This is a genomic window from Chloroflexus islandicus, assembly GCF_001650695.1.
GTDB classification, from domain to species: Bacteria; Chloroflexota; Chloroflexia; order Chloroflexales; family Chloroflexaceae; genus Chloroflexus; species Chloroflexus islandicus.
In genome coordinates, this window is record NZ_LWQS01000082.1 from 19,411 (window position 1) to 36,433 (window position 17,023).

Consider the following 17,023-nt stretch of genomic DNA (forward strand, 5'->3'; position numbering starts at 1 on the left):
CCGCGAGCACGGCATCGACCCGCTCAGGCATCATGTCCGCTGAAGCGGGGGATTGCTTCGGGGGCTGCGCCCCCTCGCAATGACATGCGGAAAAGTACCCCCTCGCAATGACTGTTAGCCGATAGCATTGCGCGCCACGCCCGATCCTTCCCCATCCGTTGCTCCCGTGTGTATCCGAAGATGCGCCGTGACAGATGGCCTACTCTTCCACTCGCCAGACCCGAATCTCGCTGAGGCCAACGTCGACCAGCCACCGGCTGTCAGGGCTAAACAAAAGCTGGTTCAACCTGCGCGGCGACCCGCTCAACACCCGCACCCGCCGGCCATCGGCCAACCGGCGCAAGGCGATCGTTTGTCGCGGCGGGCCCGACTCGAACAGCGAAAACGTGTCGTTCGGCGCCTCGCGGTTTGGCGTCGCCAGCCAGTTTCCATCAGGGCTGATCGCCACTGGCATGCTAAATAATCGACTCATCCATGTATCTGCCATAGGCCGCGCTTGCGCAAATCGCTGCTCATGCACAACCTGCCACGTGCGGGTATCGAAGGTGCGGACGAGGGCAAATTCGCTGAGACTGAGCCGCGATCCGTCAGGGCTAACGGCAATGTAACTGCTCGGCCAGCTTTGGATGTTACGGATAACTGCCTGTTGGGCAACCTCCACCAACCAAACGCCTTCCCTATGCGTCGAGACGACCAAATGCCCGGTGGGTGAAAACGCGAGCGCTTGGATGACCGAGATCGCTGGATCATCAAATCGAATCGTCCCAATCTGCGACTGGCTGCTCACATCCCAAAACTGCACTTCCGGGCCGCGCGAATGGTGCGATTCGGCTACCGCAAGGATGCGTCCGTCAGGGGAAAAACTGAGATGCATCTCGTAAATATGTTCGCCGGGCGGCCAGCAATCAAGCTGCCCGATCAACGCACCGCTATTGGGGTCAAAGAGCTTAACCGCGCCGCGCATCGCAACAGCCAGCACCGAACCATCAGGACGAGACGCCACATAGCCGCCGGCAGGTAGCTCACGGAGCGTTTGATAGCCGGGGAAGCTCACAATGACCGTCTGCTTGTCATTCGCAATCGCCAACCGGCCATCGGGCAGAAAGGCGGCTGAGCGCGTCACCACTTGCCAAACATACGCCGGCTGCTCTTCTCGCCCGAACCAGAACATCATCATCACCAATGCCAACCCGCACAACCCAACCAGCGCCGTTATAGCACCGCCAACCAATAGCAATAGTCGTCGCATCGTTCCATCCTTGAGGATCCCTATCCCTTCCATCCATAGCCCAACCATTGCTAGCGCAACCAGACCAATAATGATGAGCAATAGTCGCACTGTACCATCCTTGTTGTACCATTACCTCGCAACAGCGTATTGCTGAAAGTTGCCATCCTGTAAGTATGAACCGGCAAACCTCGCCGATACACCATTGCCATTTAATGCGCCTTTACTGATCAGGAGCATTAAATACGGATGGAAGATATGCCTTGTAGAGGATCCATCCTCGCTCAAACGATTTAAGCTGTCCGGTAAATCTCAGAGACGCGATTGAAGCAAATGCGGATGTTGTTGATGGAGCAACAGTGAGCTCAGGCGAGGCAACCAATGCACCAGTCTGAATATCAAAAGCATATAAGCGATGTACGCCATTAGTGTCAATCACCGGAAAAATATATAGACTCATCTCCTCATTCAAGACAGAAGCGCCTTGGAATAAGCCCTGAACACCTGTTACTTCAGATAAGATCTGATTTTCACCAGTTAAAAGGTCTATTCTAACAAATTTATTAGATTGATTATAGAAAGTCACACCAATGATAGCGTTATTATGATAAGCAAAATGAAGCAGACCTTCGGTAAGAGGAAAGGTTTCAATTGCAAGAGTTTGCATATCGATTTGGTAGAGTGCATATCCATTTATACCTATTCCTTCAAAGATGAATTTGTTATTATCAATAATGGAAGTTCCGGGTATCAAGCCGTTTAATCCAGAAATGAGTGTATGCGAGCTGATGTTCCCTGTTTCAGGATCAATTTGCACAAAGATATTGGCGCCAAGCGTCGGATTATACTCAATGCCATACAACGATCCATTGCTATAGCTTATCAAGCCGATTGCTCTAGAGAATGGCAATGTAGCTGTTATCTCGCCAGTGTTTGTGTCAATGACGAGTAAATGATTCGAAAGATCATTTCCTTGTGCTGGTTGGAAGTAACGATTATGTTCGTAATCTATTGCTGCGTCGAAAGCAGACACGGCTGTAATTTGAGGAAAGGTATTTAACACGTTCATCTGGCCGGTGGTAAGATTGATCTGGAAAAATGTGGTAGACCCGTTATACATCCCTATTGAGTAAACAACATTGTTAGACTGTTGCCACGTAGAAGCTAATCCCACACTACCGAAACTCAGCACGAAAACAATGAGCGCTATGAAGCAGAGCGTTTTTTTCATGTCTGCGCTCCTATGTAGCATGAAGATGTTGGAATTGTATAATCTACTATAATAATCAAAATATAAATGTCAAGTATATAATATGTCTCTGTCTGCTTCCCGCCATACAAGCTCACTCGACAGTTCATCCCAAAACTGCACTTCAGGGCCGCGCGAATAGTGCGATTCGGCTACCGCAAGGACGCCTCCGTCAGGGGCAAAGCTAAGCTGCATTGGCATAGATGTTTTCACCGGGCGGCCAGCAATCAAGCTGAACGATTAACGCACCGCGATCGGGATCAAAGAGCTTGATCGCGCCGCGCACCGCGACAGCCAGCCCCGAACCATCAGGACGAGCCGCCGCATAGCCGCCGGCAGACAGCTCACGGAGCGTTTGATAGCCGGGGAAGCTCACAATGACCGTCTGCTTGTCATTCGCAATCGCCAACCGGCCATCGGGCAGAAAGGCGGCTGAGCGCGTTACCACTTGCCAACCATACACCGGCTGATCTTCCCGCCCAAACCAGAACATCATCACCCCCGCTATACCACACAAGACGATCAGCGCTAGTCCGGCGCCCCCGGCCAAGATCAGCAGTCGTCGCTTCATGTGCGTTCCTTATGGCTGCGAGCATCCCCGCACTAAGATCTAAGCCCCTCCTCTCCCACCGGCCACACCTGTATCTCGTTGTGCCCGATATCTACCAACCACTGCCCGTCAGGGCTAAACATGAGGTGCCGCGCCCGGTTTTGACTGCCGCTCAAGCGATACACCTGCTCGCCATCAGCCAGCCGGCGCAGCGCAATCGGCTGTCGTGGCGGATCTTTGCCAACGAAGAGGTCAGCTCCCGACGCAGGATAAGCAGCCGGCGCAGCTAACCATTGCCCGTCAGGGCTTATGGCAACGCGCATGCTGTCTAAGCGGAAGGTGTTGGTCAAGGTTGATGGTTCGGTAGCGGTTGGCGCATCTGATACAGGAAACGTTTGTTCGTGAACAAGCTCCCACGTTGCGGTATCATAGGTCCGGATCGTATAGCCACCCACACTGAGCCGGGAACCGTCGGGACTAAACGCGATGCTGCCCGCCGGTTCCGCCTGAATTTGGCGCACCACTGCCGGCTGCGCCACGTCAATCAGCCAGACACCCTCCGGTAAGGTTGTGACGGCGATGTACCGGCCATCGGGACTGAAGGCCAGTTGCCGCGCTACCGTGATGGCCGGGTCGTCGATGCGCACCGACCACAGTTGGCCTTGGTTCGCGACATTCCAAAGCTGCACTTCGGGGCCATGGGCAGGGTTCGCCTCGGTCACGGCCAAGGTACGGCCATCGGGCGAAAACGCGAGCCACATCTCGGTCCACTCTTCTGGCGGCAACCAGCAGACAAGGTACGCGCGCACCTTGCCGCTGGCCAGATCATAGATCCTGACCGCGCCACGTTGCCCGACCGCCAACCGTGAACTATCGGGACTCACGGCCAGATAGCCGCCGGTGGGAAAGAACGTGAGCGCTTGGTTATCTGGAAAGCTGAGGATGGTGGTCTGGTAGCTGCTCGCCACCGCTAACCGGCCATCCGGCACAAAGACCGCCGAAAGGTACCCGCCGGACTCCCAGATGTATGCCGGCGGTACCGCCGTCGCCGTCGCTTGGGGCGAATCGGCCTGCTCATCAGTGACTGATGACAGGAGTTGCCAAAAGACGACACCCATCACGATCGCGAGTCCGAAAAAGATCGCCAGCATGAGGGCGGCTAACCCAAACCGTAGTGATCGTTGCATACGCCCCCTCCCCATCGCTTGATACGTCTATCTGAACAACACCGCAGTTTAGGCGCGGGATGACCGTATGGCCTTTATTATGAATGCACGAGTACCCGGAACGCAATCGTTTTACGCACCGTTTTAAGGTTTCATAACACGCTTGTCTCTTGCTAAAGCACCGTATATCAAGCAGTTTTTTGCGCTTCTACGCACAATGTTTGCATTCGACAGTTCCACCCGTCTATGTCATGATTAAGGGCATACCGCGTCAAAGCTGACGTGGTGTGATGAGCGAGGTTGACTATGAGCGCTACAGTTTCCGTTGGCCGCAACGGGATCGAACTTGACGGCCAGCCGTTCTATCTCCTCTCCGGGTGTATTCACTACTTCCGCTGGCCGCGCGCCGAATGGCGCCCACTGCTCGAACAGGCGCGGTGGGCCGGACTCAACACGATTGATACCGTGATTCCGTGGAACCGCCACGAGCCGCAACCCGGCGTGTTCGATTTTAGTGATGAAGCCGATCTCGGCGCGTTCCTCGACCTCTGCCACGAGCTGGGTTTGAAGGCGATTGTGCGCCCCGGCCCCTACATCTGCGCTGAGTGGGAAAATGGCGGGTTGCCGGCATGGCTGACGGCTAGCGGCGATGTGCGCTTGCGCACTGACGATCCGGCCTTCATAACCGCAGTGTTGCGCTGGTTTGACACCCTGATGCCGATCCTTGCCCCACGCCAGCACACCCGCGGCGGGCCGATTATCCTTTGCCAGATCGAGAATGAACACTGGGCATCGGGAGTCTATGGGGCCGATGAGCATCAATTGACGCTGGCCCGTGCCGCGCTCGAACGCGGGATCGAGGTGCCGCAGTATACCTGTATGGGCGCTACCCCCGGCTATCCTGAGTTCCGCAATGGCTGGAGCGGGATTGCCGAAAAGTTGGTGCAGACGCGCCAGCTTTGGCCTGATAACCCGATGATTGTTTCAGAGCTGTGGAGCGGTTGGTTCGATAACTGGGGCGGCCAGCGCCAAACTCGCAAGACGGCGGCCAAGCTCGATATAACCCTGCACCAACTGACGGCAGTGGGGTGCGCCGGCTTCAGCCATTGGATGTGGGCCGGCGGCACCAATTTCGGCTATTGGGGCGGGCGCACCGTCGGCGGCGATTTGATCCACATGACCACCAGTTACGATTATGACGCGCCGGTCGATGAGTATGGCCGCTTGACCGAAAAGGCGCTGGTTGCCCGCCGCCATCATCTCTTTCTAAGCTGTTTCGGTGCGGCGTTGTCGGCGGTGTTAGCCGATGCTGTACACGGCGGGATCACTGTGATTCCGCCGGCGGCGATTGCTGGTCGCAGCGAGGGCGGCGCGCAGCCGTACCGTACCGTGCGCGCCAGCCCCACCGCGCCGCCGGCATGGCGTGACTTCTGCGCCACCTTCCTTGCCAACCCCAGCCTCGAAGCCACGACCTACGAAGTGTTCATGCCTTCGGGTGAACATCTGAGTGTTGAAGTTGAACCAACCAGCATTCGCCCGATCTTCGCCAATCTGCCCCTCGGCGAGAGCGGGATCACGATCGCGAGCCATACCGGTCGCATTCTTGGCTATTGGCCGGAACAGGGCACACTGGTCATCTATGGCCGTGAAGGCGAACAAGGATCGCTCACCCTACGGTTGCCGTCCTCACCCGATGGCGTCTACGCTGATGATGCTGGGTTGACGGGACGGGTGACACTCTGTAATGACCTGCTCCGGATCGATTATTGGATCACCGCCGAGGGCCGCCGGATCGAGGTCGATTGGGAGGATCATGCGCTGTTGATTGAGCTATTGCCGCAGATGCTGGCCGAACGCTATGGCAGCCAGCCGTTGCCGCCACCCTCCCAACCGCGCCGTACCATCCTCACCACCCGCGCATTCGCCGTGGTAGAGGCGACTGACGACGCTGGTTGGCAACCAATCGCTGCGCCGGCGCCGCTCGAACAGCTCGGCTGCCCCTACGGCTACGGGTGGTATCGGGCTGAGATCGAGCTTGACACGCCGTTGAACACGACCATCGCTGCCCCCGAACTCCGTGATCGGGCGCTGGTGCTGATCAACGGCGAGTTTGCCGGCGTCTTGGGTGTCGCGCCAACCGGCCCGCGCTATACGCTTGCGCTTGACTTGCCGGCTGGCCGCCATGATCTGCGCCTGTTAGTCGATAATCTGGGCCGGTTCAATTATGGCCTGAATTTGGGGGAACGAAAAGGCTTGCTCGCCCCCTTGTACCTCGATGGCAACCAAGTAGACATCTCGGCGGGTTGGTATGCCTATTGGCAAGAGGTGCAATTTGCCGGCGAAGCGGTTGCCAACATCAAGCCGTGGGCCGCGCGGCCCGACGCCAGCAACGTTCACCTGAGCCGGTTTGCGTGGGCTGGGCCGATGGTGTGGCTGATCCGTCCGATCGAGGTGCAGGCCGGGCGGCGCTACCGGGTGCATATCACCGGCGACCGCAACTCTGGCGCGTTCTTCGTCAACGGCGTCGCCGTCGAGCGGTTTAGCCGCCATCGCAGTGGCGGGCTGATTGACGCTGACATCACTGATCTACTGCAACCGGGAACCAACACCCTCGCCTTGCAGATTCTCAACTACGCCGGCGCACCGTGGCGCGCGACCCTGATCAGCTACGACGCCAACCAACCGCTACCGGCCCAATGGAGCTTCCGCGCCGGCGTGACCGTCAGCGACCAACCGGCCCCGCCTACCGGCCCGGCCTTTGTCCAAGCAGTCTTTGCCCGCGCCGATCTACCCGCCGCCATTCAGCGCCTCGCCCTGCGTCCCGGCACCCTCGACAAAGGCCAAATCTGGCTCAACGGCCAGAATTGCGGGCGCTTCTGGCAAATTGGGCCGCAGGAAGCGTATAAGCTGCCGGTCTCATGGTTGGCGGCGCACAACGAGCTGCTGCTCTTTGTCGAACAACAACGCAGCGGTGCGGTGGAATTGGTGTATGAGTGATTGATGGCCGGGCGATCCAATGGATCAACCGGCTAACACCGGTTCGCGCGCAACCGTTGCGCCGCTGATCAATTCCTCGGCGGCGACACAGGGCCGCACCGCCGTGCGGCGCTACGGTTTTTTACTACTCGATGCGGTTATTCTACCGGAGCCGCACCGCCATGCGGCTCTACCTACCTGCCGGCTAACACCGGTTCGCGCGCAACTGTTGCGCCGCTGATCAATTCCTCGGCGGCGGTGATCTGGTCGCTCTCGCCGATCAATCCAACCAGATCGCCAGCCTGAAACACCGTACTCGATTTCGGGTTGGCGATCAACTGTTGATTCCGGATCAACGCGATCACCGAAGCGCCGGTGCGCGCGCGAATATTCGCTTCGGCCAACGTCTGCCCGACGATCGGGCTCTGCTCGCCTACCATCCGCCATGTGATCTCGATCCCGCGCGCGGCCCGCACCATCTGATCGAGCGCCTGATGCTCGGCAGGACTAGAGACGGTAAAATCGTACTCATCGCGCCGTACCGCGTCGGTATAGCCTTGCACTTGGGTGGCCGGATAGCCCAAGCAGAGCAAGGTATGGCGCATCACCTCCAACCCGCCTTCTAATTCGGGATGGATTACATCGCGCGCACCGAGGTTGATCAGGCGGCCAACGCCTTTGGTGGTGGCAGCGCGAGCGATGATGGGCAGATTAGGGGCGATTTTGCGCGCCGCCGCCACCACCATCTCGGTCGCCATCTCATCAGGCAACGTCACCACCAACGCGCGCGCCCGTTCAAGCCCGGCATGCACGAGCACATCCGAATTGGCCGCATCGCCGAAGAGCGTTGGCACGCCGTGAGCGTTAAATTCGGCCGCGCGGCCCGAGTCAATTTCAATCACCAGTCGCGGTATCCCCAGCTTCTCCAGCACGGTTACAATATGCTGGCCCACCCGGCCATAGCCGACCACCACCACGTGGCCCTCACGTGGCAAAGCGAGCTCAGCCGGTTGCAAGGGATGGCTGTCGAACCATTGCCAGAGCCGGGGGGAAACGCGCTGCATAGCCTGTTCGATCGGCTTGATCAGGCGGAACATGAGTGGATTGACCATGATCGAAAGCAACGCACCGGCCAAAATTAGCGAATACTGCTCTTGATTGAGCAAGCCCAACGCCATCCCAGCGCTACCCAGAATGAACGAAAACTCGCCGATTTGGCTTAGTCCCGCCGCAACTACCAACATTGTCCGCCCGCTCGCCGGCAAAAAGAAGCCGAGCAGTTGGGTAATGAAAGCCTTGCCAAGCACGATCAGCGCGGTTAGCGCCAATACCTGTCCCGCATTCGCCCACAAGTAGAGCGGGTTGACAATCATGCCGACCGAGACGAAAAAGATGACCGCGAACGTCTCGCGGAACGGCAAGACATCATCGCCGATTTGATGGCTAAACTGCGACTCGCTCAGCACCACGCCGGCCAAAAATGCGCCCAGCGCCAGCGACACATCGAAAAAGGCAGCCGCGCCAAAGGCGGTGCCGAGCGCAATCGCCACCGCGGCCAGAATGAACAGTTCGCGCGAGCGCGTGCCGGCAATCACATCCAGCAACTTTGGCAGGAGCCGCCGTCCGGCAAACAGCATCACTGCCACGAAGAGCGCCGCCTTCAATAGCGAAAAAGCGCCGGAGAGCAGCGATTGTTCGCTCTGGCTCCCAAAAATGATCGGCAACAAGACCAAAATCAACACGGTCGCAAGGTCTTCCAGCACCAGCCAACCCACTGCAATCCGCCCGGCGCTGGTATTGAGCAAGCCGTTGTCCATCAATCCGCGCAACAAGACCACCGTGCTCGCGATCGAAATCGACATGCCGAGGAGCAGGCCCGGCACCGGCTCCCAGCCCCACAACTGGCTGAGCGCAAAACCGAGCGACGTGGCAATCGCCATCTGCAAGATGGCACCCGGTAACGCAACCTGCCGCACCGCCCACAAATCTTTAAGCGAAAAATGCAGGCCCACCCCAAACATCAAAAAGATCACGCCAATCTCGGCCAGTTGGCTAATATCTTCCACATTGCCGACAAAGCCCGGCGTAAAGGGGCCGATCGCCATCCCAGCCACTAAATACCCAACAATCGTTGGCAAACCGAGCCGCCGAGCCAGCACCCCGCCGGCGAATGCTACCACCAAGGCAATGGCCAAATTTGCCAGCAATGAAATGTTGTGATGCATAGCACAGCTCCGGTCACCAAGCGCAGCGGAAAGACATCCATCGGAATGGGATTTGGGGAAGAATCCTGCGCAGCGTGGCGCAGATGGAATGCAATACGTATGATAAAGAATGTATGAATGGCTGTCAAAAGCGCAACCGAGCTGTGGTACACTAAAAGCTACGAGACAAACACCAGTGCTGCCATCATTGCGCCATAGTCGCTGCGCTCATACCGCTATGCTAGCCATCGTGATCGTGTCGTGGAATGTGAAAGAGCTGCTCCGCCGCTGCCTCACCGCCGTCAAGGCTTCGCTAGCGGCTGGCAACCTCGCGGCCGAGATCATTGTGGTTGACAACGATAGCCACGATGGCACCCCGGCAATGGTGCGCAGCGAATTTCCCGATGTACAGGTGATCGAAGCCGGCGCTAATCTTGGCTTTACCGCCGGCAATAATCTGGCCTTGCGCAGATTGTTGCAACGGCCTGACGGCGGCCCTGAGTTCGTCCTCTTGCTGAACCCCGATACCGAGCCGGTGGCCGATGCGATCCCGCAATTGGTCGCCTTTCTCCAAAACCATCCAGCCGCGATCGCGGTTGGCCCGCGCTTACTCTACGGCGATGGCAGCCTCCAATCGTCGCGCCGCCGCTTCCCTACTCCGCTCACGATGGTCTGGGAGAGTACGCCATGGGAACGGCTGTGGCCGAACAATCCGTGGAAGCGCCAGTATCACTGCGCCGATCGCGATCCTCACCGTATCCAGCGCGTGGGTTGGCTGGTCGGCGCCGCCTTGCTCGTGCGCACCGCCGCTATCCGCCAAGCCGGGTTGCTCGATGAGCGATTTTTTATGTATAGTGAAGAGTTGGAATGGCAGTGGCGGTTGCAATGGCGCCAACCGGCGCCGCCTCCTCCCAACGGCTCACGATCTGAGAGTGTCGAAGTCGGTAGCCAGATTTGGTACCTGCCTGAGGTTACGGTCATCCACCACGAAGGCCAGAGCAGCGAACAAGTTCCGGTTGGCCGCCACCGCTATTTCCAAGCGAGCCGGCTGCTGCTGGCCCGGATGTGGTACGGTTGGCCGGCAGCGGCGCTGCTGCGCCGGTTGATCTGGCTCGGCTATCAGTATGAATTGGTTGTCGAGGCGCTGAAACTGGCGTTGGGCCACCGGCCCGCCTTGCGCCGGCAACGGATCGTGACCTACCGGCAGGTGCTGGATGCACTCGACAGATTGGCGATCATGTGAACGCTTATTGACGCCGCACCGCCGCGCGGTGGGAACCACACGGCCGTGCGATGGAACCCGTACCGCTGGGTGGGAGCCGCACCGCCGTGCGGCTCTACGGGACGATAAATGGTATGTATCTAGACACGTTGGCTGACGGCTGGCAGATTCGCCCGCTGGCCGAATTTACCCAAGGGATCTATCCGCGCAATGATCAGGGGTGGTTGCCGGCGATTGTGCCGGCCCATTGGCAGCAATTGCCCGGCCTTGAAACCCACAGCGGCAAGGTGGTGTACCGCTGCCGGTTTGCCAACCCTCCCGCACCCGACCCGCTGCCCGGCGAACGGCGCTGGCTGCGGATCAACGGCGCGTTCTATTACCGCCATACCTATTTCAACGGAGTCGATCTTGGCGCGCACGAAGGCTATTTCGAGCCGTCCGAGCACGAGCTTACCACGTTCTTGAAGCCTGAAAACACCCTCATTATCGAACTCGATTGCCCCGACGAGCACAATAAAATTGGTAAGCGCATGATTACCGGCGTCTTTTCCCACTGGGATTGCTTCGATCCGCAAGCCAATCCGGGCGGGATTTGGCTGCCGGTCGAGTTGCACCGCAGCGGGCCAGTGCGGTTGCGCGCTGCCCGCCTGCGCACCGAGCATTGCGATGCCCGGCTGGCCCAGTTGCGCTTTGCCCTTGATCTCGATGCTGCGCAGGCCGTGGCGATCCGCAGCGAAATCGTCTTTGCCCCGCTGACCTTTCACGGCGAGACGCAGGTCTTCACCGTGCAACGGCGTCTGCGCAGCGGCACGCAGACGGTGCAAGGCTTGCTGAAGCTGCGCGAACCGCGGCGCTGGTGGACGCACGATCTTGGCCGGCCTGATCTCTATCAAGTGACGGTGCGGATCTGGCTTGATGATACGCTCAGCGATGAGCAGTCCTTTGCTTATGGCGTGCGCACCTTCGAGCTGCGCGACTGGATTCCGCACCTGAACGGCGAGCGGTTCCTCGCGAAAGGCAATAACTACCCACCCGGCGATATGCGGATCGCGACGATGAATCGCGAACGGGCCGATCGCGATCTCGCCTTAGCCCGCGAGTGCCACATGAATATGCTGCGCGTCCATGCCCATATTGACCATCCGGCCTTCTACGACGCCGCTGACGCCGCCGGCATCTTGCTCTGGCAAGATTTTCCGCTCCAGTGGATCTATCGCACCGAGGTATTGCCGGCAGCGCGCCATCAGGCACGGGCCATGGTGCGCTTGCTCGGCAACCATCCCAGCATCGCGATCTGGTGCATGCACAACGAGGCGATCCATCTCGAAGACACCGCCGATGAGTCGCTTGGCGCTCGGCTGCGCACCTACCAGTCGGCGTTCATTTTTAGCTGGAACCGCGACGTGATGGATGTGCAGTTGAAACAGATCGTCGAAGAAGAAGACCCAACCCGACCCGTGATCCGTTCGTCGGGTGAGCCAGACGTACCCTACGTGCGCACCGGCACCGATGCCCATGCCTACTTTGGCTGGTACCGTACCTACGGCACGTTGGCGTTTGGCGAAACCGTGCGCGCCCGCTTCCCTAACAACCTGCGCTTTGTGACCGAATTCGGCGCGCAGAGTTTTCCGAACCTTGAAAGCAGCTTGCGCTTCATGCCCGACCCGCTCGATGACGCCGCTATTGCCCGCCTCGTTGAACGGCACGGGTTACAGGCCGAGATTATGTCGGCGTGGTATCCGTGGCGACAAGCCACCTCACTGGCCGAAGTCATCGAGATGTCGCAGACCTATCAAGCTGAACTCAACCGCTTCTACGTCGATCGCTTGCGGTACCACAAGTATCGCCCGACCGGCGGGATCATTGCGTTTCTGTTTGTTGACCCCTACCCGGCGGTGCTGTGGAGCGTGATCGATTATTGGCGAGTGCCCAAGCGTTCGTATTACGCCCTGCGCGATTGCTTCCGCCCGCAGTATGCCTTTACCTTGATCGAACCGCGTGATTTCGTGATCGGTGAAGTGATTGATGTGCCAATCTACGCCGTCAACGATGCCCGCCAACCGTTGGCCGGCGCGCAAGTCACCATTACGATGCGCGATCCCGCTGACTCTGAATTGGCCACCGTCGTGCGCTACCTCGACCTGCCCGCCGACTCGCTCGCCACCGAGATCGATCACCTGCGCCTCACCCCTCTTCACCCCGGACGGTACACGATCGAGTTGCGCCTGATCGGGGCCGGGCCGGAATTGACCAACCGCTACCATCTGAACGTCGTAGAAGCTGCGGCGGGACAGTGAGCAAAGCCCGTGTCCCTTTTTTACCGCCGAGGGGGCGGCGGGTGGTGTTAGCTCGCGGCGGGCATTTGTCCCCGCTCCGTTGCCGCATAGCCACAAAGAGCCACGAAAAGACGCAACAATAGCACGTTTTTGGGTATTTTGCGTCTTTTCGCGGCTATTCTACCCGCACAGCGGGCTAGCCCTCACCCCCAGCCCCCACTTCCACCGCATGGCAGAAGCGGAGGAGCCGCGCGATGGGCAGGTGAGGCACTACTGAAGCGAAACGCAGCAGCGCCCCTCTCCCGCGCCAGTGGGAGAGGGGACGGGGGTGAGCCAGTAGCCCGCGCAGCGGGCTTCGTAACCCTAGCCCGGCCCTTTAGGGCCGGGTTCTGGACAGATGTTCTGTCCGCCCCTCCCCCGCGGGGGAGGGACGAGGTGTGGGGGCAAGCCATGTACCGCCGAGCGCACCGAGGATGATGGGGAGCGGCAGCAGGTCATTGCGAGGGCGCGTCAGCGCCCGCAGCAATCCCCCGTTGAGAGGCAAACCACCGGCGTGGACGCATCCCTCTCGCTGAAGTGGGGGATTGCTTCGCCTCGCTCCGCTCGGCTCGCAATGACAACTACCCTTTTGTCATTGCGAGGGCGCGTCAGCGCCCGCAGCAATTCCCCGCGATTGCGGAACACACCCCCTGATCGGGAACGATGAACCGTGCCAATCCATCCGTGGCCGCTGCGCCCCTGCCGTCCCGCACCGCCCTTCTGTCATTGCGAGGGCGCGTCAGCGCCCGCAGCAATCCCCCGCGATTGCGGAACACACCCCCTGATCGGGAACGATGAACTGTGCCAATCCATCCGTGGCCGCTGCGCCCCTGCCGTCCCGCACCGCCCTTTTGTCATTGCGAGGGCGCGGCAGCGCCCGCAGCAATCCCCCGCGATTGCGGAACACACCCCCTGATCGGGATCGATGAACTGTGCCAATCCATCCGTGGCCGCTGCGCCCCTGCCGTCCCGCACCGCCCTTCTGTCATTGCGAGGGCGCGTCAGCGCCCGCAGCAATCCCCCGCGATTGCGGAACACACCCCCTGATCGGGAACGATGAACCGTGCAAATCCGTCTCAACCCGTGGGTATCCGTGTCCCATTTCCCCCACGTTGGTGCAAACCAATGGCGTGGAGGCATCCCTCTCGCTGAAGTGGGAGATTGCTTCGCCTCGCTGCGCTCGGCTCGCAATGACAACCGGGAAGGCCGCCGTTGGCGGCTCGCAATGACAACCGGGGAGCGGCTCTTCCCCAAAAAACCTCTGCGCCCTCTGCGGAGCCGGACAGCCGTCCGGCTCTGCGCCTTTGCGTTTGAATCCTCTGCACCTTTGCTCGCTTTGCGTCTTCCTCTTGCGCCTTCCCCGCTGCCGCTACCGCTGCACCAGCGGTATGAACAGGCTTGACATCCCGCCGGCCCCGCTCCAGAACCCGCCGTGCAGCGTGTACGCGCCGCCGCTCAGCGCACCGGCGTCCGCTTGCCCAATCGTACCACCCAGCGCGTAAGCGCCTCCCGTGCTGAACGTCGCACCGCCGCCATCAATGGTGCTCCACGTCAAGTTGTACCCACCGCCGGATTGGGCCGCTGCGCGCGGGGCGATGGCGACGACCAGAATGAGCGCCAGCGCCGCCGCGAGCGCACTTGCCGCCACATAGCGCAGCGCGTGACGGCTGGCCGGTGTGCGCCGCGTAGCCATCTCGCTCTTCATCACTGGCCTCCTTGCGCGCGCCGCCGGCCCAGCCAGAATGCGCCCGCGCCGCAGAGCACTCCTGCCGCAAACCACACCCCATCAGCGATATTCGTTGCCGGCGGCGCAGCGACGTGCGTTCCTGTGCGTTGCTCCAGCGCCGCTAGCCGCGCTTCGAGTTCGGCAATCTGCGCCTCTTTCTCCTGCACCACCTGATGCAACCCTTGAATTGCTGCCAACGCCACGCCGTCGGCGTCAACCGTCGCAATGTGGGTATCGTCCGCTCCGATGCCAAACGCCGCATAGAAATCCTGCGCCGTCGGCCCGATATGGCGAATCGTCGTTTGCTCAGCGATATAGTTCCACGTTTGGATAGGAAGGTTAGCAACGCGGGTGAGAATCTCGCGCGCGTTCACGTTGGCAAAGTTCTCCTTCGCGGCGCGGTCGCTCACGTTAGTCCACACCCCGCCATTCGTCAGATGCGCACCAGTCCACGTGTCGATAAATCGCCCGGATGGCGCGCCGGCGCTTGGAGTGGCTTTCCCGAAATAAATGCCGCCCGACGCGCGGACAATGAACGAATCCGTAACCGAACCAGCAAAGTCTTCATCATAACTATCAGCCCACACAAACATGCCAGTCGCATTCGCTCGAGCCCGGCGTCCGGCTGCAAAACTGTACGCACCCGCAGCGATATTGTTACTTCCCCCGCCGACGGTGGCGTAATTGCCGCTGGCAGTGTTCATGCTTCCTCCGCTAACGGTAGCTCTGGTTCCGCTAGCGATATTAGTTTCTCCCCCGCCGATGGTGGCAAAGGAACCGCTGGCGCTGTTGTCATAGCCCCCCCCGATGGTGGTAATGAAACCGCTGGCGGTATTTTCCCTCCCCCCGCCGACGGTGGCGAAAACGCCGCTGGCAGTGTTGATGTAGCCCCCGCTGGCAGTGGCGTAGTCGTTGCTGGCGGTGTTGTCATCCCCCCCGCCGGCGATGGCGTAAGCGCCGTTGACGGTGTTGTCATAGCCCCCACCAACGGTAGCATAGGAGTTGTTGGCGATGTTACCGATGCCTCCGCCGACAGTAGCGTAGGAACCGCCGGCGGTATTACTATAACCCCCACCAATGGTAGCATAGGAGCCGCTGGCAAAGTTGTATTCACCCCCGCTGGCAGTGGCATGGGAACCGCTTGCGATGTTGTATTCACCCCCGCCAACGGTGGCGTAGGCACGATCATTTGATGTACCGGCATTATCGCCCGCTTGGTTGCCGGCCCCTCCCCCCACCGTGCCGTAGTCATCAGTCACCAAGTTAGCGCACGGAGCGGAGCCGCTTCCGCACGTGTTATTAGTTGATCCGCCGCCGCCGATGGTCGCGCCCGCTACGCCGCTCGTCACCGTGTTGGCGCTGGATCCGCCGATCAGGCTGGGACTCGTCGCGTTAGGTTCAATGCGCAAAGCCCGCGCGCTATTCACCTTGAACTCCAGCGCCACGTTGTCGGTCGTACCGATAAAGTTGGTTCCCGCCGTTGTGCCGCTGTTGCCGGCCAGCGACCAGCCCTCGTTATCCACCCCATCGGCAAAGCCGGCGGGCACGCCAGCCAACCCGCTCCACGGCGCGGTTTTGGAGTAGAGCGCATACGGCGTCGCCGTCACCGGCTGGCGCGGGCTAAGCGTCGTGTAGCCGCCGGAGCTGGCGCCGGGCCGTACCCGCATCTCCAACCAGCGCGCGTCGCCGGTGAATGCGCTCGCCCCGAAATCGAGCGCTACGGTGAACACCCCGTTGCTCACCGGCACGTCGTTAGCCGTCACGGTTGCGCCAATTTGCGTCCCGCCGCTAGCGGCGTCGTATAAAGCGAACTGAAGATCGTAGGTTCCGTTGGCAGGGCTGCCGCCGTCTTGCAGCCGGCCCTGATAGGTGAAGGCCGTGCCGAGCGCGGCTTGCAGGGTTGGGCCGCCGCCACCCTGCGCCGCGACGGCTGACGCAAGGATGGTGAGCAGGAAGAAGACAAGCGCAGCGAGGATTGCAGGTTTGCCGGCCATTCGTACGTTTTCCTTTCAGTGTTGAGGGTGGATAACGAATCGTGCTAACGCGCCCGTCAGCCGCATGACGCCCACCGGTTCAAGCAACACGACGGATCGTCCCGTTGCTCACTGCCGGTATGGAACCTTGTGCCACTGCTGAGCGTCGCTCGGCCTGCAGCATCGAGTATATTGGGCAAGCGTCCTCAAAACGTCCTCGCTGTCGTTTGGAAGCGAACGAGGGCCAAAGCGCCAGCACGCTGTGCAAATCCCATCTCAACCCGTGGGTGTCTGTGTCTTCTTCGCCCCTGCCGCCCCGCGCCGCCCTCATTGCGAGGGCGCACAGCGCCCGCAGCAATCCCCTGCTGAGAGGCAAACCAATGGCGTGGAGGCATCCCTCCGGCTGAAGCGGGA

The 17,023-nt window shown here is 60.0% G+C and carries 10 protein-coding genes; 3 read left to right on the forward strand and 7 right to left on the reverse strand.

Annotated elements, in window-relative coordinates; all coding sequences use genetic code 11:
* Positions 1–199 precede the first annotated feature (199 nt).
* From A6A03_RS15945 to A6A03_RS15960, 4 genes are all read right to left on the reverse strand, one after another.
* A complete protein-coding gene (locus A6A03_RS15945) occupies positions 200–1,339 on the reverse strand; it encodes a WD40 repeat domain-containing protein (RefSeq protein WP_245669025.1) in 1,140 nt (379 codons plus the stop codon).
* A 112-nt stretch (positions 1,340–1,451) separates the two neighbouring features.
* Positions 1,452–2,459: a hypothetical protein gene (locus A6A03_RS15950; protein ID WP_066790260.1), complete on the reverse strand. Its 1,008-nt coding sequence runs from the start codon at positions 2,457–2,459 to the stop codon at positions 1,452–1,454.
* A 202-nt stretch (positions 2,460–2,661) separates the two neighbouring features.
* Complete coding sequence (locus A6A03_RS15955) at positions 2,662–3,048, reverse strand: hypothetical protein (protein ID WP_066790262.1); 387 nt, start codon at positions 3,046–3,048, stop codon at positions 2,662–2,664.
* A gap of 32 nt (positions 3,049–3,080) precedes the next feature.
* Positions 3,081–4,214 (reverse strand): WD40 repeat domain-containing protein, encoded by a 1,134-nt coding sequence (locus A6A03_RS15960; protein ID WP_066790264.1) that lies wholly within the window; start codon positions 4,212–4,214, stop codon positions 3,081–3,083.
* A 285-nt stretch (positions 4,215–4,499) separates the two neighbouring features.
* Between A6A03_RS15960 and A6A03_RS15965 the strand changes: the two genes are divergently transcribed.
* Complete coding sequence (locus A6A03_RS15965) at positions 4,500–7,190, forward strand: beta-galactosidase (protein WP_066790266.1); 2,691 nt, start codon at positions 4,500–4,502, stop codon at positions 7,188–7,190.
* 173 nt (positions 7,191–7,363) lie between these two features.
* Here A6A03_RS15965 and A6A03_RS15975 read toward each other — a convergent pair whose 3' ends face one another.
* Positions 7,364–9,394, reverse strand: coding sequence for a monovalent cation:proton antiporter family protein (locus tag A6A03_RS15975; protein ID WP_066790270.1), 2,031 nt, complete (start codon positions 9,392–9,394; stop codon positions 7,364–7,366).
* 175 nt (positions 9,395–9,569) lie between these two features.
* On the opposite strand from A6A03_RS15975, the gene A6A03_RS15980 reads away from it, so the two are divergent.
* Together A6A03_RS15980 and A6A03_RS15985 are read left to right on the forward strand one after the other, a co-directional pair.
* On the forward strand, positions 9,570–10,616 hold the full coding sequence (locus tag A6A03_RS15980; RefSeq protein WP_245669026.1) for a glycosyltransferase family 2 protein: 1,047 nt from the start codon (positions 9,570–9,572) through the stop codon (positions 10,614–10,616).
* Positions 10,617–10,729: 113 nt separating this feature from the next.
* Positions 10,730–12,892, forward strand: coding sequence for a glycoside hydrolase family 2 protein (locus A6A03_RS15985; RefSeq protein ID WP_066790274.1), 2,163 nt, complete (start codon positions 10,730–10,732; stop codon positions 12,890–12,892).
* A gap of 1,387 nt (positions 12,893–14,279) precedes the next feature.
* Here the strand turns inward: A6A03_RS15985 and A6A03_RS15990 are convergent.
* A complete protein-coding gene (locus A6A03_RS15990) occupies positions 14,280–14,615 on the reverse strand; it encodes a hypothetical protein (protein ID WP_245669027.1) in 336 nt (111 codons plus the stop codon).
* Positions 14,615–16,630 (reverse strand): tail fiber domain-containing protein, encoded by a 2,016-nt coding sequence (locus A6A03_RS15995; RefSeq protein ID WP_066790276.1) that lies wholly within the window; start codon positions 16,628–16,630, stop codon positions 14,615–14,617. The genes A6A03_RS15990 and A6A03_RS15995 overlap by 1 nt, the downstream gene beginning before the upstream one ends.
* Between the last annotated feature and the right edge of the window lie 393 nt (positions 16,631–17,023).